Annotated in this window: 13 protein-coding genes; 8 read left to right on the forward strand and 5 right to left on the reverse strand. The window is 54.6% G+C overall.

The features are described from left to right. The first annotated feature begins 244 nt into the window (after nt 1–244). Nucleotides 245–511, forward strand: a complete 267-nt coding sequence (locus ACO0U8_RS00475) for a DUF3811 domain-containing protein (RefSeq protein WP_056779328.1) — start codon at nt 245–247, stop codon at nt 509–511. 64 nt (nt 512–575) lie between these two features. Here the strand turns inward: ACO0U8_RS00475 and ACO0U8_RS00480 are convergent, their stop codons facing one another. Both ACO0U8_RS00480 and ACO0U8_RS00485 read right to left on the reverse strand, forming a co-directional pair. Beyond that, nucleotides 576–2,195: a rhodanese-like domain-containing protein gene (locus tag ACO0U8_RS00480; RefSeq protein WP_421670054.1), complete on the reverse strand. Its 1,620-nt coding sequence runs from the start codon at nt 2,193–2,195 to the stop codon at nt 576–578. Beyond that, the gene (locus ACO0U8_RS00485; RefSeq protein ID WP_421670055.1) at nt 2,188–2,793 is read right to left on the reverse strand and encodes a cysteine dioxygenase; all 606 of its coding nucleotides are present in this window, start codon (nt 2,791–2,793) and stop codon (nt 2,188–2,190) included. Before ACO0U8_RS00485 ends, ACO0U8_RS00480 begins: the two co-directional genes overlap by 8 nt. A gap of 184 nt (nt 2,794–2,977) precedes the next feature. On the opposite strand from ACO0U8_RS00485, the gene ACO0U8_RS00490 reads away from it, so the two are divergent. From ACO0U8_RS00490 to ACO0U8_RS00500, 3 genes are all read left to right on the forward strand, one after another. Next, nucleotides 2,978–3,889 (forward strand): LysR family transcriptional regulator, encoded by a 912-nt coding sequence (locus tag ACO0U8_RS00490; RefSeq protein ID WP_217202889.1) that lies wholly within the window; start codon nt 2,978–2,980, stop codon nt 3,887–3,889. Between the two features lie 800 nt (nt 3,890–4,689). Then, nucleotides 4,690–5,787, forward strand: coding sequence for an LLM class flavin-dependent oxidoreductase (locus ACO0U8_RS00495; RefSeq protein ID WP_414071088.1), 1,098 nt, complete (start codon nt 4,690–4,692; stop codon nt 5,785–5,787). A gap of 9 nt (nt 5,788–5,796) precedes the next feature. Beyond that, a complete protein-coding gene (locus tag ACO0U8_RS00500) occupies nt 5,797–6,744 on the forward strand; it encodes an ABC transporter substrate-binding protein (RefSeq protein WP_390975464.1) in 948 nt (315 codons plus the stop codon). A gap of 45 nt (nt 6,745–6,789) precedes the next feature. Here the strand turns inward: ACO0U8_RS00500 and ACO0U8_RS00505 are convergent, their stop codons facing one another. After that, nucleotides 6,790–7,668 carry a LysR substrate-binding domain-containing protein gene (locus ACO0U8_RS00505; RefSeq protein ID WP_421670056.1) on the reverse strand — a complete coding sequence of 293 codons (879 nt, stop codon included), beginning with the start codon at nt 7,666–7,668 and terminating at the stop codon, nt 6,790–6,792. A 112-nt stretch (nt 7,669–7,780) separates the two neighbouring features. Here ACO0U8_RS00505 and bla point away from each other — a divergent pair, with 112 nt between their 5' ends. Next, on the forward strand, nt 7,781–8,668 hold the full coding sequence (gene bla, locus ACO0U8_RS00510; RefSeq protein ID WP_421670057.1) for a class A beta-lactamase: 888 nt from the start codon (nt 7,781–7,783) through the stop codon (nt 8,666–8,668). Between the two features lie 168 nt (nt 8,669–8,836). After that, the gene (locus tag ACO0U8_RS00515; protein ID WP_015697366.1) at nt 8,837–9,064 is read left to right on the forward strand and encodes a hypothetical protein; all 228 of its coding nucleotides are present in this window, start codon (nt 8,837–8,839) and stop codon (nt 9,062–9,064) included. 77 nt (nt 9,065–9,141) lie between these two features. On the opposite strand, the gene ACO0U8_RS00520 is transcribed toward ACO0U8_RS00515, so the two are convergent. Together ACO0U8_RS00520 and ACO0U8_RS00525 are read right to left on the reverse strand one after the other, a co-directional pair. After that, nucleotides 9,142–13,068 (reverse strand): hypothetical protein, encoded by a 3,927-nt coding sequence (locus ACO0U8_RS00520; protein ID WP_421670058.1) that lies wholly within the window; start codon nt 13,066–13,068, stop codon nt 9,142–9,144. A 295-nt stretch (nt 13,069–13,363) separates the two neighbouring features. Further along, nucleotides 13,364–14,533 (reverse strand): serine hydrolase, encoded by a 1,170-nt coding sequence (locus ACO0U8_RS00525; protein ID WP_421670059.1) that lies wholly within the window; start codon nt 14,531–14,533, stop codon nt 13,364–13,366. Between the two features lie 461 nt (nt 14,534–14,994). On the opposite strand from ACO0U8_RS00525, the gene ACO0U8_RS00530 reads away from it, so the two are divergent. Then, nucleotides 14,995–17,301 (forward strand): FdhF/YdeP family oxidoreductase, encoded by a 2,307-nt coding sequence (locus ACO0U8_RS00530; RefSeq protein ID WP_421670060.1) that lies wholly within the window; start codon nt 14,995–14,997, stop codon nt 17,299–17,301. 148 nt (nt 17,302–17,449) lie between these two features. Then, nucleotides 17,450–19,393: an exoribonuclease II gene (locus ACO0U8_RS00535; protein ID WP_122095367.1), complete on the forward strand. Its 1,944-nt coding sequence runs from the start codon at nt 17,450–17,452 to the stop codon at nt 19,391–19,393. Nucleotides 19,394–19,433 lie beyond the last annotated feature (40 nt).

Raw genomic sequence — 19,433 nt, forward strand, 5'->3', positions numbered from 1 at the left:
ACATAGCCCGCGAGCGATAGCGCGCAGTAAAAGAGCCCGGGATTCTTAAGGGGGGCGGCGATAAGCCCCCCTTAAGGCCGGTGTGGGTGGCAACCCACGATTTTGACGTTAAAAGGCTTACACAGAACCCTTAAGCCCGGTGTGGGTGGCAACCCACGGTTTTGACGTTAAAACGCATTCTGCGGGCATTTCCCCCCGTTAACGACTACACTGGTTGCCACTTTCCTCACAGGACGCGTTAAAAATGAAAAGACTGACACAACAAGATATGACGGAAAGCGAACAGCGCGAGCTGAAAACCTTGCTGGACCGGGCTCGTAAAGCACAGGGCCGTGAGTTGACCAATTCTGAAAATAACCGCATTAAAGATGATTACATCGATAAGTTGATGGAAGAGAAGGAAAAGGTCGCGGCTAAAGCGCGTGCGGAAAAACGCCGTAATAAAGCCGTGCCAAGTACCTCTGCAACCTATGACTGGACTGCCCGCACCCATCCGCGTGGCCGTCGTTAAGCATTAACTGATCCTCTGCGTTCTTCACGCAGAGGCGTCAGCCCCGCGCTGCTTTAATGTCATTTCACGACGTCAATAATACAAAACCGTGCGTACCGTCTTTTTCCAGTTGCGCCACCAGACCATATTCCCAGTCGAGATAATCCTGCATGGCCTGCGGGCTTACATCAGTACCTTCGTACGGGCGGCGATAGCGATCCTGTGGATCCTCCAGCCAGACCGAATCACCGTGCTCAAGCGGCAGACCGGCATCAATCCAGCCCACCGTTCCTTTCTCCAGCAAAAAAGTATTTTTACCCGTCAGCGCAGCTATTTCTGTGACAGCGTAACGTGCGAGCAGACCGCTGGTGCACGTCACCACCCAGCGCTGTTTCTCAGGCTGTGAAGCGATGATCTGGGGGATGTTGCCGCGTGTGGTCCACACTGCGCCCGGAATGCGGCGGTTGCGAAAATTCGCGCTGGTGGTGAGATCAATCACCCCGGTGTCGCCCTCTGCCAGCCAGTGTTGCACTGTCTGCGCAGTGACCGATTCCACCGCCGGCGCGGGGGCAACGCTGGCCTTCCAGTCGCCTTGCCCGGTGAAGTCTTCCGCGCTAACGTCCGCAACGTACACTTCCCAGTTCATCTGCGCCAGCCAGGATGCGGCCAGGGTGGCGCGCACGCCGTCGTCATCGGCCAGCACTACCCGCGCACCGCGCACGCTGGCGTAATGATCGGTTTCCTGAATCAGCTGGCCGCCCGCAACATGTCGCGCACCCGGTAAATGACCGGCGCGAAACTCCTCTGCCGTGCGGACATCAAAAAGGTATAACGTGCGGGAATCGTCCTGCTGCCAGTCGCGGATTTGTGACAACGTCACAGCGCGAACGCCCGCACGAATTCCCAGAGCCTGCGCACCTTCCCGCGCCGCCTGGCGTGACTTCTCACTGAGCGGCGGAAACTGCGCCTGTTGCTGATGCGCCAGTGTCTGGCCCGCCAGCGTCCAGCCAATGGTGCCGTTGCGTAAAGCCGCTACCGGCTGACTGAAACCGGCATTGATCAGAGATTGTGTACCGATAATGCTGCGTGTTCGGCCTGCGCAGTTAACAATAATCTGTGTACTTGCATCAGGTACGACATCACGCAAGCGCAGCACAAGCTCCCCTCCCGGTACGCTGACGCCGCCGGGAATGCTCATGGTCTGAAATTCATCAAAACGGCGCACATCCAGCACCGCGATATTCGCGCCCTGCTGTTGCAGTGCCAGCACCTGTTCTGCACTCAGTGAAGGCGTCTGGTAATGATGTTCCACCCATTCACCAAACGCTTTGCCCGGCGCATTCACATCAATGAAGATTTCCCCGCCGGCCTCTTTCCAGCCTGCCAGATCGCCCGCCAGCACGGCGACATCCTGATACCCCAGCGCGTGCAGCAACGCCGCCGCCCGCGTGGTTTTGCGCTCGCCGCGCGCGGCGTCATAGAACTCGCCGTTGTCATACAGGGTCACCGCCGTTTTACGCTGCGGAATGCGATCCAGCACTTCCAGCTCCAGTTTTGACAGTGCCAGATTGACCGTAAACAACGGATGGCCGGTGGCAAACGCGGCTTCTTCACGAACATCAACCAGCGCGACTTCCTGCCCGGCGATCAACGCCTGTCGCAGCCACGAAAAATGACGCAGCGGTAAGGTTTGAGCATCAGACATATGGATTCTCTTTTGACAGATCCCAGACATTGGGCAGGAGTGAGTTGGAATAGCCGGAAATAAAGGTTTTCTCGCTGCCGTCGGGCAAGTAAACCGCCCGTGACACTGCGCCGATATTGCCGCCATAAACGTGAATACTGACCGAAACGCGATCGGCGTAAAGATTACTGACCTGATGAATATCCAGCACATCCGGCGCGATTTTCTCTACATCGCCCGGATGCAGTGTCACGGCGGGTCCTTCGGGTTGCAGGGTGCCGTCGTGGTGGCGTACATAATTCTGGCTGGTTTCTCCCCCGCGCAGCATCCCGATCAGCCCCCAGACGCGGTGGTCATGCACCGGCGTGGTGTGCCCAGGTCCCCAGACAAAACTGACCACGGAAAATCGCGACAGCGGATCGGCATACAGCAAATATTGCTGATAGTGTTCGGCATGTGGCTCAGCAAAGGCTTCCGGCAGCCAGTTATCCTGGCCGATCAGTGTCGCCAGCAGTGTGCTGCCCTGCGCCAGAACCTCGGTCTGACCATGCGGTTCCTGAATCAGCCGCGTGAAGTCGGCCAGAAACTGGCGCAGTGGCGCGGTATGTAAAGCGGTCATCGCCTTCCCCTTTTGATCAACATTCAGGACAGGCTAGCACTGGTCAAACTCAACCAAAATTCATTTTATGGATAAGCTAATATGCATTTAACACATAAAAATGTGCGGTGCGATCCAGCGTCATACTTCAAATTGTTTTATGCTGCGCGGACTGATGTTGATTTTCTTACGGATACCGGATGCCATGAAAATTGAAGATTTAACCGCGTTTGTTGCGGTCATTCGCCTGCAATCGACGCGTCTGGCCGCCGATGAGCTGGGGCTCACGCAACCGGCCATTACCCGCCGCGTACAGAATTTCGAGGAATCACTGGGCATCCCGTTGCTGAACCGGCAAACCAAACCGCTGAAACCGACGCTGATGGGTAAACGTGTTTATCAGCAATGCCGCCATATTTTGCGTGAAGTGGATGCGCTCAGCGATCTGGTGGCCGCCGACAGCCCGCCGTCCGGCCTGCTGCGTCTGGCGGTTCCGCAAAGCCTGAGCGAAAGCAGCCTGCTGCCCGCGCTTAAGATGCTTTCCAGCCAGTTCCCGGAAATTCAGCCACGTTTATCCAGCGGCTGGGGCGAAGAATTATTGCTGCGCGTACAGCGTCAGGAGCTTGAGGCGGCGGTGGTGCTGTTTCCCGCCAGTAAACAATTTCCGGCAGGCATTGAGAATCAGCCTCTCGGCGCCGTAGATCTGGTGGTGGTCGGCCCGAAAGCCACGGCAGCGTTGCCGCAGCGGCTGGAGGAGTGTTATCAGCACGGGTGGATCCTCAATCCGGAAGGCTGTGGTTTTCGCGCGGCGCTGCAACGGGCATTAATCGAACAGGGTTTGCCACTGTTGATCAATCTCGAAGCCTTTGGCGTCACGCTGCAACTCTCCCTCATCGCCGAAGGCCGCGGCCTCGGCCTGATGCCGCGCGCACTGGTGGAACATCACCCCCTGCGCCCTGAGCTGGCGCTGTATGCCCTGAAAGATTTCGCCCCGCGCAGCCAGTTATGGCTGGTCTATCCCAATGTCCCTGCCAGCCAGATCCCCGCCATTGATGCCTTCGCCGCCGCCATCGCGCACGGCCTGGATTTACCGGTGCAGACGGGGATAGAGTATTAGATTCTCGTGGGCGAGGTGGGGGGATTTCAGGGGATTCTAACGTCAAAACCGTGGGTTGCCACCCACACCGGCCTTAAGGTCAAGACCTTGGGCTCGCCGCCCAAACGGGCCCAAAGGGTTTTAAACGAAACCCTTTGGTATCCTGCGTTTTTTTAACTGCGCGCTGCCGCTCGCGGGCTATGTTCCAGAAACTCCTCCTATTGCCGCAAAATCCCGCCGCTTCGCGGTGCCCTCCGGTCGGGTTACAACCCGCGCAAAAACATGCGCGGGTTTCCACCACTCCCTCCAGCGTGATTTTTGAGTGCGGCCAATGACTGTGTCATTCAAAAGATTATTGAGACTTAAATTTTTGATTTATAGAGTCAAAAAGGGTGAGGTTGCGCTTTAAAAAGCCTCTGGCCGCGCTCAAAACGACGTCGAATGAACGGTGAGAAACCGCGAGGGTGTTTTCCGAGCGGGTCCGAACCTGAAATGAGAGGACCGCGCAGCGGCGGCGTTTGCGGCAATAGCCGGAGCCGCTGGAATATAGCCTGCCAGCGGCAGCGCGTTGTAAAAAGAGCCCGGGATTCTTAAGGGGGGCGGCGATAAGCCCCCCTTAAGGCCCGTTTGGGCGGCGAGCCCAAGGTCTTGACCTTAAGGCCGATGTGAGTGGCAACCCACCCGCCTCAATCTTAATGCGCATTTTTCATATTAACTTATCCACATAATGAATTTCTAACATAGTAAAAACCCGTTTATGGTGATAACTCCTGCCAGCGCAGTCTTGGTTCGCTGGCCTCTGACCTGAGGAGTGACAGCTCATGAGCGTGCAATTTATTGGTATGATCGGCCATCGGCTGGCGTCTGAAATCATTCCGCCAACTGGCCCTGTTTTTGATAAAAAATACATCGCCGATTTCGCCAAAGCCCACGAAAACGCCGGTTTCGACCGCATTCTGGTGGCCTATGCCTCCGACCAGCCGGATGCCTTTCTGGTCACCGCGCATGCTGGCGCAAACACGTCCCGTATTCATTTCCTGCTGGCCCATCGCCCCGGCTTTGTTGCCCCGACGCTGGCGGCACGTAAACTCGCCACGCTCGATCACTTGCTGGATGGCCGCGTGGCAGTGCATATCATCAGCGGCGGCAGCGATGCAGAACAGCGTCGCGACGGGGATTTCGTGCCAAAGTCAGGCCGCTATCAGCGCACGGATGAATACATTGATGTTCTGAAAAAAAGCTGGTACTCGGAAAAAGATTTCGACCATCAGGGTGCGTTTTATCAGGCGGAGAAAGCCTTCTCAGCCATCAAACCCTCTCAGCAACGGCTGCCTGTGTTCTTCGGTGGGTCGTCTGAAGATGCCATCCGTGTTGCCGGTAAACATGCCGATGTCTTCGCGCTGTGGGGCGAACCGCTGGCAAGCGCGGCAGAAACCGTGGCCGCGGTGAAAGCCTCGGCAGCACAGCATCAGCGTGACATCGACTTCAGCATCTCATTCCGCCCGATCCTCGGTAAAACGGAACAAGAAGCCTGGGCAAAGGCCGACGAGATCCTGGCGAAAGCCACTGCACAACGGGCGACCAGCGGCCAGACTCTGGCAGCAAAACCACAGAGCGTCGGGGCTCAGCGGTTACTGAATGCCGTGGCGCAAGGCGATCGTCTCGACAGCTGCCTGTGGACCGGTATTGCCGGGCTCATCGGCGGGGGATCGAACTCCACTGCGCTGGTCGGTACGCCTGAACAGGTGTCTGACGCGCTGCTGAAATATTATGACCTGGGCATCACCACTTTCCTGATCCGCGGTTTTGACCCGCTCAATGATGCCGTCGAATACGGTAAATCCCTGATCCCGCTGACGAAGCAGAAAATCGCTGCACGTCAGGCCGCTCACCACCCTGCCCGTGCCAGCCTGGTCTGAGGAATTGCAATGCGAGTCAATGTAAAAAATCTGCTGTTGATGGTGTCTCTTATCGCCAGCACGTCTGCGGCATTCGCCGACTCCGTCACCCTGCGCGTGGCCGATCAGAAAGGGAATATGCGTGCCCAGCTGGAAGCAGCGGGCAAACTGGATAATCTGCCCTACAAAATTGAATGGTCGGAGTTCCCGGCTGCGGCTCCGCTGGCAGAAGCGCTCAACGCGCAGGCCGTGGATGTCGGGATTATCGGCGATGCGCCGCTGCTGTTTGCCGAAGCGGCGGGTGCGCAGGTGAAAGCCATTGCGGTGGATAAATCTGATGCTTACGGCACGGCGCTGCTGGTCAGGCCCGACAGCCCGATCAAAACGGCTGCCGATCTGAAAGGCAAGAGTATCGCCACCAACCGGGGATCTATCGGGCATTTTGTGGCGCTGAAAGCACTGGCCTCTGCCGGGCTGAGTGCCAAAGATGTCACCTTCCGCTTCCTGCCACCCAGCGATGCCAAACTCGCGCTGACGCAAGGTTCGGTGGATGTCTGGGCGACATGGGAACCTTACACGGCATTCGCCGAAACGCAGGATCATCTGCGCGTGCTGATTAATGGCCGGGGGTTGTGGTCAGGGAACAGTTTTCTCGCCGCCACGGAGACGGCGCTGAAAGATCAGGGTAAACGTCAGGCGATTGCTGATTATCTGCAACGGCTGAGCGATGCGCAGATCTGGGCGTATAAAAATCTGGATGCGTACAGTGAAAAACTGGCGAAGATTATCGGCTTCCCGCTGGATGCGGCGAAACTCTCTTTTGAGCGCCGCAAATCCTACTGGCAGCAGATCGATGCGGCAACTGAGACGCAGCAACAGCAAACCGCTGATTTTTATCATGCTCAGGGATTGCTCCCGGTGGCGCTCAATGTCAGTGGCACCTTTGATCACAGTTTCCTGCTGAAACCATCCCTTTAGCGCTGCGGGCACCGGGAGTTTGCCGGTGCCCACTGCACTGCGCGCTTATTCTTCAGACCTTTCGACCAGCTGGCTGAACAGCCATTCCTCGAACACCTGCATCGCGGCAGACATGCGTTTCGATTTAAGCCGGGTCAGCCAGTAACTGCCGAGCGTGATTTCAGTGGCAAACGGACGAACCAGACATCCGGCCTCCATTTCGCGGGTAAACATCGACACGGGAACCAGCGCCACGCCTTCCCCCTGCATCGCCGCTTCGGCCATCAGCCGCGAAGAATCAAACACCGCCCCGGCAGCACGCCAGGGATCCAGACCGGCGGCGATCATCCATTGATCCCATTCATCCGGCCTGTACGAACGCAATAGTATTTCTTTGGTCAGCGCATCCGGTGTCGAAAGTCTGCGGGCAATGTCCGCAGAACATAACACCGTGTGCGGCGCGTCAAACAACAGCCGGTTTTCCGTCGCCGCCCAGTTGCCGGTTCCAAAACGGATCGCGTAATCCAGCCCTTCGGACGCCAAATTAACCACGTTATTGTTGGTCAGAATTTTGAGTTCGATAAAAGGATGCTGCTCCCGGAAGGCTTTCAGCCGCGGCAATAACCAGCCTACGGCAAAGGTACCCACCACCGCGATAGTCAGCACTTCATGAAAATACCCGCCCTCAAAGCGCTTGAGCACGGTTTGAATCTGGCTGAACGCTTCGGATAACACCGGCAATAACACCAGCGCTTCATCGGTCAGTTCCAGCCCGCGCGGCAACCGTTTGAACAAGGCAGTGCCCAGCTGATCTTCCAGCAAACGTACCTGCTGGCTGACCGCCGCCTGCGTGACGCTCAGTTCAAGTGCGGCACGGGTAAAGTTGAGATGTCTGGCCGAGGCTTCAAAAGCACGCAATGCATTGAGAGGCAGCGAGGTACGCATAATGACTTATCCATAAGTTTTTCTTTATCCTGCGCGAAATTATTCTCGCTTGTCAATCCTGCACCAAACAAGGATATTGCCGGCTTCCACACCAACACCGATAAGGATTTCTATGTTCATGAATACATTTCGTCAGAAAGCGTGCCTCACCGTGGCGCTGATGCCTTTGTTATTTTCCAGTGCACCGCTGTGGGCTCAGACGCCCGCACAAGCAAAAGCCGTACAACAAAAACTCGCTGAACTGGAAAAAAGCACCGGCGGGCGGTTAGGCGTGGCGATGATAGACACGGCCAGTAACACGCAGACGCTTTACCGCGCGGATGAACGTTTCGCCATGTGCAGCACCAGCAAAGTGATGGCAGCATCAGGCATTCTGAAAGCCAGTGAAACGGATAAAAACCTGCTGAATAAGCACGTGGATATCAAAAAGTCCGATCTGGTGAACTACAACCCGATCACTGAAAAACACCTTGATAGCGGCATGACGCTGGGTGAACTGGGTGCGGCGGCGATTCAGTACAGCGACAACGTGGCGATGAATAAACTTATCGCGCAGCTCGGCGGCCCGGCAAAAGTGACTCAGTTTGCACGTTCCCTCGGCGATGAGACTTTCCGCCTCGACCGCACGGAACCAAGCCTCAACACGGCGATCCCCGGCGACAAACGTGATACCACCTCCCCGCTGGCGATGGCAGAAAGTCTGCGTAAACTGACGCTGGGCAATGCGCTGGCTGAACCGCAGCGCGCGCAGCTTGTGCAATGGTTAAAAGGTAACACCACCGGCGCAGCCAGCATCCGCGCAGGACTTCCGGCAACGTGGCAGGTCGGCGATAAGACCGGCAGCGGCGATTACGGCACCACCAATGACATTGCGGTGATCTGGCCCGATAACCATGCGCCGCTCATTCTGGTCACCTATTTCACCCAACCGCAGCAGGATGCCAAAGCACGTAAAGATGTGCTGGCGGCGGCCGCCAAAATCGTGACGGAAAACCTGTAATCTTCCCCGCTCATGGCCTGAGAACGTCATGAGCGGTGTTCCTGCTGTCGTATTCAGCTTTGTTTTCCGTGCGTTGCGCAAACTGTGAACTTCCGCCCTGTGTCAAATGGCCGAACGTGGTTAATAGATGAGGTCGCCCGATATCAGGCTTAGCTAACAGGATGCAGCATGGAAAATTACGCCAACAAAAGCGGTGATTCACAGGTTGTCAGCTTCCAGATAGATGCCAACTCGATTAAAGTCCGTTTCAAAAATAATCACGTGTATCTTTATGATATCCGTCACCCCGGCCCCGAGCATCTTGAAAAGATGAAAGAATTAGCGCGCGCCGGATGGGGTTTAAATACCTATATTGAAAGCGAAGTAAAAACGGATTTTTCTTCCAAAGTGTTCTGAATAAATATCCTGAGATGTCAGAAATAAAAAAGCTCCTCCGTGAATACAGAGGAGCTTTTGATATTTACCGCATTACATTATTTCGCGGCTTCGAGATAGGATGAAACACTGACAGAGTGCATAAAGCCTGTTTGCTGATCTGCTGCTGATAGTTCGCTATGCGTTGCGGCAAACGTACTCATCGCTTCAACCAGTTGCTGCACCTGAGCTGCATCAATTTCATAGCCATCATGCGTATGAATGACTTTATTTTGGCTTTCAGCATTGGAATACCAGTTCATCACTTCTACGGAATCCTGAGATCCTGATTCGGTAATAAGCAGATTACTGTTACTTTTCGAGAACCACAGGTCGGTGAGATTGAGATCGCTGAATTCAATAATATCTTTGCCTTCAAGCTTACCTGCGTAATCAGTGACCCTGTCATTACCGTGTCCGTTAGCGAACAGATAGGTATCCTGCCCCGCTCCGCCGTTCAGCACGTCATTACCCGCGCCGCCGTTCAGAACGTCATCTCCGGAAACTCCACTCAGCGTATCGTTACCGCCGCCACCGTTCATCAGGTCGACGCCGTACCAGCCGGTAATATTATTACTGACCTCCGTTCCGTTGTACGTTATCCCCGACCTCGCCAGGTCTGACTCCGTCAGCGTCGCATCGTCGAAGACAAAGCTGAACTGGCGATAAATCCCTCCGGGTTGATCAGTACCGCCAAAGTAGTTGCTGACCGTCACGCTGTCATCGCTTCCGTAGGCCTTTATAACCAGACTGCGACCATCGCGACTGAACAGCGCTGAACCAGCGTTAGCCCCGGTAAAGCGTAGGATATCGCCGTGTTCACCCGCACCGGTGTTGTCATACACGTAATCATTACCGTGGCCTGCAGTAAACTGGTAGGTGTCCTCACCGCTGTTGCCATTAAGTGAGTCATTGCCCGCACCGCCGTTCAGCACGTCATTTCCGCCCCCTCCCTGCAGCGTGTCGTTACCGCCTGCGCCGTACATAAAATCAGGTGCATACCAGCCCGTGGCATTGTTAGCAAGGTCCGTTCCGTTGTACGTCATCCCCGACCTCGCCAGATCCGACTCCGTCAGCGTCGCATCGTCGAACACAAAGCTGAACTGGCGGTAAATCCCTCCGGGTTGATCAGTACCGGCAAAGTAGTTGCTGACCGTCACGCTGTCATCGCTTCCGTAGGCCTGTATGATAAGGTTGGCACCCTCGCGACTGAAACGGGCTGCGCCCGATGACGCACCAGTGAAGCGTAAAATATCACCATTTTCACCGCTACCCGCTGAGTCATACACATGGTCTTTACCGTGCCCGGCAGTAAACTGGTAGGTGTCCTCACCGCTGTTGCCATTAAGTGAGTCATTGCCCGCACCGCCGTTCAGCACGTCATTTCCGCCCCCTCCCTGCAGCGTGTCGTTACCGCCTGCGCCGTACATAAAATCAGGTGCATACCAGCCCGTGGCATTGTTAGCAAGGTCCGTTCCGTTGTACGTCATCCCCGACCTCGCCAGATCCGACTCCGTCAGCGTCGCATCGTCGAACACAAAGCTGAACTGGCGGTAAATCCCTCCGGGTTGATCAGTACCGGCAAAGTAGTTGCTGACCGTCACGCTGTCATCGCTTTCGTAGGCCTGTATGATAAGGTTGGCACCCTCGCGACTGAAACGGGCTGCGCCCGATGACGCACCAGTGAAGCGTAAAATATCACCATTTTCACCGCTACCCGCTGAGTCATACACATGGTCTTTACCGTGCCCGGCAGTAAACTGGTAGGTGTCCTCACCGCTGTTGCCATTAAGTGAGTCATTGCCCGCACCGCCGTTCAGCACGTCATTTCCGCCCCCTCCCTGCAGCGTGTCGTTACCGCCTGCGCCGTACATAAGATCAGCGGCATACCAGCCCGAGGCATTGTTACCAGCGTCCGTTCCGTTGTACGTCATCCCCGACCTCGCCAGATCCGCCTCCGTCAGCGTCGCATCGTCGAAGACAAAGCTGAACTGGCGGTAAATTCCTCCGGGTTGATCAGTACCGGCAAAGTAGTTGCTGACCATCACGCTGTCATCGCTTCCGTAGGCCTGAATGGTCAGATGACTCCCATCACGACTAAACCGTGTTGTACCAGACTCTGCACCGTTGAAACGCAGGGTATTATTGCTTTCGCCGGGTTTACCAACGTCATTCACAAGGTCTTTTCCATGACCCGCCGCAAAGTGGTAAGTATCCGCCCCATCCCCACCAAAGAGGTTGTCATTACCCAGTCCACCGTTCAGGATGTCATCTCCTGAAACCCCAGACAGTGAATCGTTGCCCGCACCGCCATAAATAATGTCATTCCCGTACCAGCCCCACTCAGTATCATTACCCGCAGTACCCCAGGAGGTGATTCTTGACAGCAGATCCGGTTCCGTCAGCGTCTTATCATCAAACACAAAGCTGTATTGACGGAACGCCGTTCCGGGTATTTCAGAATTATTGAAAAAGTTGGTGACCGTTACGTTGTCATCTGTTCCATAGGCATGAACGACCAGGTCGTTTCCCTTGCGGCTGAAAAGGGCATTTTGGCTATTCGCTCCCGTAAACCGCAAAGTATCATTTCCGATGTCGGTCGAAGGAGCATCACTGACCACATCCTGACCGTGTCCGACGGCAAACATAAAAGTATCCAGCCCCCCGTTACCGCTAAGAAGGTCATTACCTGAGCCTCCCTCAAGAATATCGACTCCAGCTCCGCCACCGAGCGTATCATCACCGACTCCGCCGTGCAGAACGTCATTTCCTGAGCCTCCACGTAGCGAATCGTTACCCAATCCGCCATACATGAGGTCTACACCGTACCAGCCCAACGCATTGTCATTACCCTCTGTATCCCAGGTTGTGACGCCCGATAGCAGATCCGGTTCCGTCAGCGTCTTATCATCAAACACAAAGCTGTATTGACGGAACACCGTCCCGGGTGTTTCAGGATTATTGAAAAAGTTGGTGACCGTTACGTTGTCATCTGTTCCATAGGCATGAACGATCAGATCGTTTCCCTTGCGGCTGAAAAGGGCATTTTGGCTATTCGCCCCCGTAAACCGCAAAGTATCATTTCCGATGTCGGTCGAAGGTGCGTCACTGACCACATCCTGACCGTGTCCGACGGCAAACATAAAAGTATCCAGCCCCTCGTTACCGCTAAGACGGTCATTACCTGAGCCCCCCTCAAGAATATCGTCTCCAGCTCCGCCACCGAGCGTATCATCACCGGCTCCGCCGTTCAGAACGTCATTTCCTGACCCTCCACTTAGCGAATCGTTACCCAACCCGCCATACATAAGGTCTACACCGTACCAGCCCGACTCATTGTCATTATTTGCGGTTCCCCATGACGTGACCCCTGACAAGAGGTCTGTCTCCGTCAGAGTCCTATCGTCAAAGACAAAGCTGTACTGACGGAAAAATTCCCCCGAACTTTCGCCATTTACAAAGAAGTTAGTGACGCTCACCCGGTCGTCCGCACCGTAGGCCTGTATGATCAAACTGTTACCCTCGCGGCTAAACCGCGCCGAGCCCGAACTGGCTCCATTGAACCGTAAAACGTCATTACCGATGTCTGACGAACGGCTATCAGTGATAACATCCTGACCGTGGCCGGCGGCGAAGATAAAGCTGTCCAGTCCTTCTCCGCCGTAAAGAGAATCATTGCCAGCCCCGCCTTCCAGCACGTCGGCACCAGCGCCGCCGTTGAGTGTGTCGTTACCCGTATCGCCTTTAAGAACGTCATCTCCCAAACCTCCGCTGAGCCAGTCGTTACCGTCACCGCCGCGAAGATGATCATCTTCTTTTCCACCCGTAAACGAATCATTACCCGTGGTACCGTTATAGGTTATCCCGGTCGCCGTCACAGCGAGCGCGATATTTTCTTTCCCAGGGGAATAATCTGTTGATGTTTCCGCGCTGAATTGACTACCTTCAGCAATGACCAGGTCTGATTTTGTTTTTTCTTCACTCATTATATAACTCCATTTATATATATTTAAAAAAACCATTAATACTCATGCTAATTTGTTTGATGAATCAATCGAAAGATTTAAAAAATAAACATTGATAATTCACCACCATCATTAATGCATTAATTAAAAATAAAAACGAGATGAATTTATAGAAAATAATATGAATTGCGCCAATTACATTTAAAAACAATAACTCCGTCATATTTTATAAATTATCAATACTTCAAATTTATGGCAAAAAAATCCCCGGTTATTTCACCAGGGATTATTAATACTTATTATTAAGGAAGTTATTTTAAATTTTCAGTTTCACATAATCGATCGCCCGGCTGATGATGCCGCCCTCGGCGACATCTTCTAATGCCACCAGCGGCACGGTTTTAATTACTTTGCCGTTATCCACGATATTGATATTGCCCAGCTCCTGCCCTTTTTTCAGCGGTGCTTCAACCTGCGGGTTAGTCAGAACATACTGTGCTTTCAGTTTATCGGCATCCGCCTGCGGTACGCTGATGAATACATCGCTCAGCGACCCGACTTTCACCTGCGAATTCGCACCGTACCAGACATGTTCATCAGAGACAGTCTGACCCGCTTTGAAAATCTGCTTGCTGGAGTATTCGCGGAAGCCCCAGGTCAGCAGTTTACGTGCCTGCTCTTCACGCCCTTTTGAACTTTTCCCGCCCATGACGACGGCAATCAGACGACGGTCACCCTGCGTTGCCGAAGCGATAATGTTAAAACCGGCGCTTTCGGTATGACCGGTTTTCAGGCCGTCTACCTGCAGGTTTTTATCCCACAACAGGCCGTTACGGTTTTGCTGAGTGATGTTGTCATATGTCAGCGATTTCTCGGCATACATCTGATACTCCTCAGGCTCGCCGCCGATGATGGCACGGGAAAGCTTGGCGAGATCGTATGACGTTGTGAACTGCCCCGGCGCATCCAGACCGTGCACGGTTTCGAAATGGGTGTTGGTCAGGCCCAGGCTGACGACATATTTGTTCATCATGCCGACAAAACTGTCCTGGCTGCCCGCCACATAGTCAGCCATCGCCACGCAGGCATCGTTACCGGAGGTAATGATGATGCCGCGGATTAAATCACGCACGGAAACACGGTCGCCCGGTTTGAGGAACATCAGGGAAGAACCATCGAGACTTTTATTACCCGCCACCCAGGCTTCCTGAGGCACGGTCACAACGTCATTCATGGTGATTTTTTTCTGATCCAAAGCACGGTCAATCACGTAGCCGGTCATCAGTTTGGTCAGGCTGGCCGGGTTACGGCGATCGTCCGGATTCCCTGCCGCCAGCACATCACCGCTGGCGTAATCCATCAGGACAAACGAGGCGGCATCAATGCTCGGTGGCACAACCGGGAAATCGAGTGGCGCGACAGCGTGGGCGCTGCCCGCAGAGAACATCAACACACAAGACAAAACACTTATTACACTACGTTTCACTGAGTCTTCCTTAAACGTGCCGTATTGACCGGCGCATAAAAATGCACAGGCAATATACAAAAAAATCATAGAGTGAGATCTGCGGCATAGGGTGCCTTAAATCGGCGTACAGAAAAACCCTTAGTCTTTTGCTAAGCATTTCATAATGAAACGGTTCAGTTACAAGTTGGACGCTTTTACAGCAAAACAGTCAGTTGCCCGCGCAATCAGTTTTGATTATCACAACCTGCTGTTTTTTAACCTGATGAAACTGACTTTAAGCCCCCGTCAGAACTGGGAAATGTGGATTTCGCGCCGAACTTTTTGCGCCATAGAGGTTATCTATCACACCATCACGGCATTCGATTAGACGTATTCCCCTCGCCCTCCTAAACTTGTGACATAAAATTAACAATCCGATTAACATTTTGCCGATCCGATTGTTTCCAGACCAGAATAAAAACCACCTGCGAAGCATAATTATGAAATTCAAAACTGAGATCAAACCCTACCACGGCGCGGCCGGTGGCTGGGGTGCATTAGAATCCACCACCCGTTTCGTCTTCGACAGTAAAAAAGTCCTCTCAAACTTACGTAACCTGATGCGTGTTAACAAAGGTCGCGGTTTTGACTGTCCGGGCTGCGCCTGGGGCGATGATAATCACAGTACGTTCAGCTTCTGCGAAAACGGGGCGAAAGCCGTCAGCTGGGAAGCCACCCGTAAAGCCGTCGAACCAGAGTTTTTCGCCCAGCACAGCGTGAGCAAACTGCGTGAGCAGAGCGATTATTTCCTGGAATATCAGGGACGTCTGACCCACCCGATGCGCTACAACCGCACCACCGACCATTACGAACCGATCAGCTGGGATGCTGCTTTTTCGCTGATCGCCAGCCATCTTAAAGGTCTCGAAAGCCCGGATCAGGCCGATTTTTACACCTCCGGACGCGCCAGCAACGAAGCCTCTTATCTGTATCAGGTGTTTGGCCGCATGTTCGGCACCAACAACTTCCCTGACTGCTCCAACATGTGCCATGAAGCCAGCGGCGTTGGCCTGAAACAGAGTATCGGCGTCGGCAAAGGCACGGTCCGTCTGGACGACTTTGAAAAAGCCGATGCCATTTTCGTCTTCGGGCAGAATCCGGGGACCAACCACCCGCGTATGCTGCACAGCCTGCGTCACGCAGCCGATCGCGGCGCGAAAGTGGTCAGCTTTAACACCCTGCGCGAACGTGGTCTGGAGCGTTTTGCTGATCCACAAAAACCGCTGGAAGTGGTCACACCGAAAGCCGGTCGCATCAGTTCCGCCTATTACCAGCCCAATCTGGGCGGCGATATGGCTGCCGTACGCGGCATCGTCAAAGCGCTGTTACAAACGCACCGCGAGCGCATTGCCTCCGGCCAGCCGTCCCTGTTCGATGACGCGTTTATTACGCAAAACAGCGCTGGCGTGGACGAGTATCTGGCAATGGTGGATGCCACCAGCTGGGAAAAAATCACTGAACAGTCTGGCCTGAGCGAGCAGGATCTGCGCGAAGCCGCGGCTATTTATATGCACGCCGAACGCGTGATCTGTACCTGGGCGATGGGCATTACTCAGCACAAACATTCCGTGCCGACCGTGCGTGAAATCACCAACCTGCAACTGCTGTTTGGTCAGCTGGGTAAACCAGGCGCGGGGCTTTGTCCGGTGCGTGGCCACAGTAATGTGCAGGGTAACCGCACCATGGGTATCGACGAAAAAGCGCCGAAAGCCCTGCTGGATGCGATGGAAAAACATTACCATTTCACCCCACCGCGGACTCCGGGCCACAACACCGTAGAAGCGCTGGAAGCCATGCTGCGTAAAGAAGCGAAAGTGCTGATCTGCCTTGGCGGTAATCTCGCGGCGGCGGCACCGGATACGCCGCGTACCCTTCAGGCGCTGAGCAATCTTGAACTGTCGGTGCAGATCAGTACCAAACTGAATCGCAGCCACCTGACGCCGGGCCACGAAGCGCTGATCCTGCCAACGCTGGGTCGTACTGAGCTGGATATGCAGGCCACCGGTTCGCAGTTCATCACCGTCGAAGACTCTTTCAGCATGGTGCATGCGTCCGAAGGCGTGGGTATTCCGTTATCCAAAGAACAGCGTTCCGAAACGGCCATTGTCTGCGGTATCGCCGATGCGGTTCTCGGCGACAAATACCTCGACTGGATGGCGCTGGCGGATGATTACAATCTGATCCGCGATCACATCGAAGCGACCATTCCTGGCTTTAAAGACTTCAATGCGCGCTGCGACATCAAAGGCGGGTTCTATCTGGGCAATGCGGCGGCAGAACTGAATTTCAACACCCTGAGCGGTAAGGCGAATTTCAGCGCCGCGCCGTTGCCAGATGTGCTGATCCCAATGGGCGATCGCAATGCGCCGTTCACGCTGCAGACCCTGCGTTCCCATGACCAGTACAACACCACGATTTACGGCCTTGATGACCGTTACCGTGGCGTCTACGGCCAGCGTGAAGTGCTGTTTATTCACCCGCAGGATCTGGCCGATTTAGGCCTGAAAGACGGCGAACTGGTGGAAATCGAAACGCTGTGGAACGATGGCGTTGAGCGCAAAGTCAGCGGTTTCAAACTGGTGAGCTACGACATTCCGCGCGGCAATCTGGCGGCCTATTATCCGGAAACCAATCCGCTGGTGCCGATGTCGAGTTTTGGCGATCAGACCCACACCCCGACCTCAAAAGCGGTGCCGGTGACAATCCGTCGCTGTGAACAAACCGTCGATCTGCAACGTATCGCCTGATCCCTTTTGCGGGGTGTGCCGTAAATCCTCCCTTTCGCGTCGGCGTTATGAGGCGAAAGGGGGGATAAGAGCTTGCCCGACGGTGCCAGATCGCGTAAAACTGTCTGCCGCTAATCGAGCCACATTAACCCCCAATTCTCTGGACGATATGTTTCAAGATAACCCGCTGCTCGCGCAGCTAAAACAGCAACTTCACTCTCAGACTCCACGTGTCGAAGGCATTGTGAAAGGCACTGAGAAAGGCTTTGGCTTTCTTGAAGTAGACGGCCAAAAAAGCTATTTCATTCCGCCTCCGTACATGAAAAAAGTCATGCACGGTGACCGCGTGATCGCCTCACTGCAAACCGAAAAAGAGCGTGAAGTCGTCCAGCCGGAAACCCTGGTTGAACCTTTCCTCAGCCGTTTTGTGGGTCGTGTGACCAAAAAAGACGACCGTCTTACTATTCTTCCCGATCACCCTTTATTACGTGATTCCATTCAGTGCCGCGTTGCCCGTAACATCAATCATGAAGTGAGCGACGGCGACTGGTGTGTGGCTGAAATGCGCCGCCATCCGCTGAAAGAAGGTGATCACAGCTTCCAGGCTGAAATCACCGAGTGGATCACCACCGGCACTGACGATCTCGCGCCGTGGTGGGTGACACTGGCACGTCATAATCTTGAACGCGAGGCGCCAAAATCTGACATCGCCGAATTGCGCGACGAAGGCCTGACCCGCGAAGATCTGACTGCCCTGCCGTTTGTCACCATCGACAGCGGCAGCACGCAGGACATGGATGACGCGCTGTATGTCAAAGACAACGGCGACGGCACCCTGCAAATGACCATCGCGATTGCTGACCCGACAGCTTATGTAGCGGAAGGCAGCGATCTCGACAATATTGCTAAAAAACGCGCATTCACCAACTATCTGCCGGGCTTTAACATCCCGATGCTGCCACGTGAATTGTCCGACGACATCTGCTCGCTGTGGCCGGATGTCAGCCGTCCGGTTCTGGCGTGCTCTGTGACGCTCAGCGCCGATGGCACGCTGGGCAGTGACATTCGTTTCTTCGCCGCGACCATCGAGTCCAAAGCCAAGCTGGCTTACGATAACGTGTCTGACTGGCTGGAAACCGATGAGAAAAGCGAATGGCAGCCGGCCAGTGAGGTGATCGCCTCGCAGATCCGCCTGCTGAAACGCGTCTGTGACGTGCGCAGCGCATGGCGTACTGAGCATGCGCTGGTGTTTAAAGATCGTCCTGATTACCGCTTCGTGCTGGGTGAGAAAGGCAACGTGCTGGAAATCGTCGCCGAGCATCGCCGCATCGCGAACCGCATTGTGGAAGAATCGATGATTGCCGCCAACGTCTGCGCCGCCATCGCCCTGCGCGACAGCCTCGGTTTTGGCGTTTACAACGTGCACACCGGTTTTGATCCGCTGCTGGTTGAGAACGCGGTCACTGTGTTGCAGGCCAATGACGTGCAAGCCAACGCCGAAGAGATGCTGACACTGCCGGGCTTCTGCGCCTTGCGCCGTAAGCTTGATGCCTTGCCAACGCAGTTCCTCGACAGCCGCATTCGTCGTTTCCAGACCTTTGCAGAAATCAGCACCACGCCGGGGCCGCACTTTGGTCTGGGTCTGGAAGCTTACGCCACCTGGACGTCACCCATCCGTAAATACGGCGATATGGTGAACCACCGCTTGCTGAAAGCGATGATCCTGCAACAGTCTGCTGAGAAACCTCAGGATGAAATGACCGTACAGCTGGCAGAACGCCGTCGCGCGAACCGCATGGCTGAGCGTGATGTCGGTGACTGGCTGTACGCCCGTTATCTGGAAGATAAAGTCGGTACTGAGGTGAAGTTCAGCGCTGAAATTATCGATGTGACTCGCGGCGGCCTGCGTATCCGTCTGCAAGATATCGGCGCCGTGGCGTTCATTCCTGCTCCGTTCCTGCACAGCGTGCGCGACGAGCTGGTGTGCAGCGCTGACACCGGCACCGTGCTGATTAAAGGCGAAGTGGCCTACCGCCAGAGTGACATCATTGATGTGACGATTGCGGAAGTGCGCATGGAAAACCGAAATGTGATCGCCAGACCTGCGGCGTAACTTTCGTCAGTACGTAAAAAAGAGAAAAGCCGGTTTTTAT

The organism is Rahnella sp. EDr1-12 (assembly GCF_049206505.1).
GTDB classification, from domain to species: domain Bacteria; phylum Pseudomonadota; class Gammaproteobacteria; order Enterobacterales; family Enterobacteriaceae; genus Rahnella; species Rahnella rivi.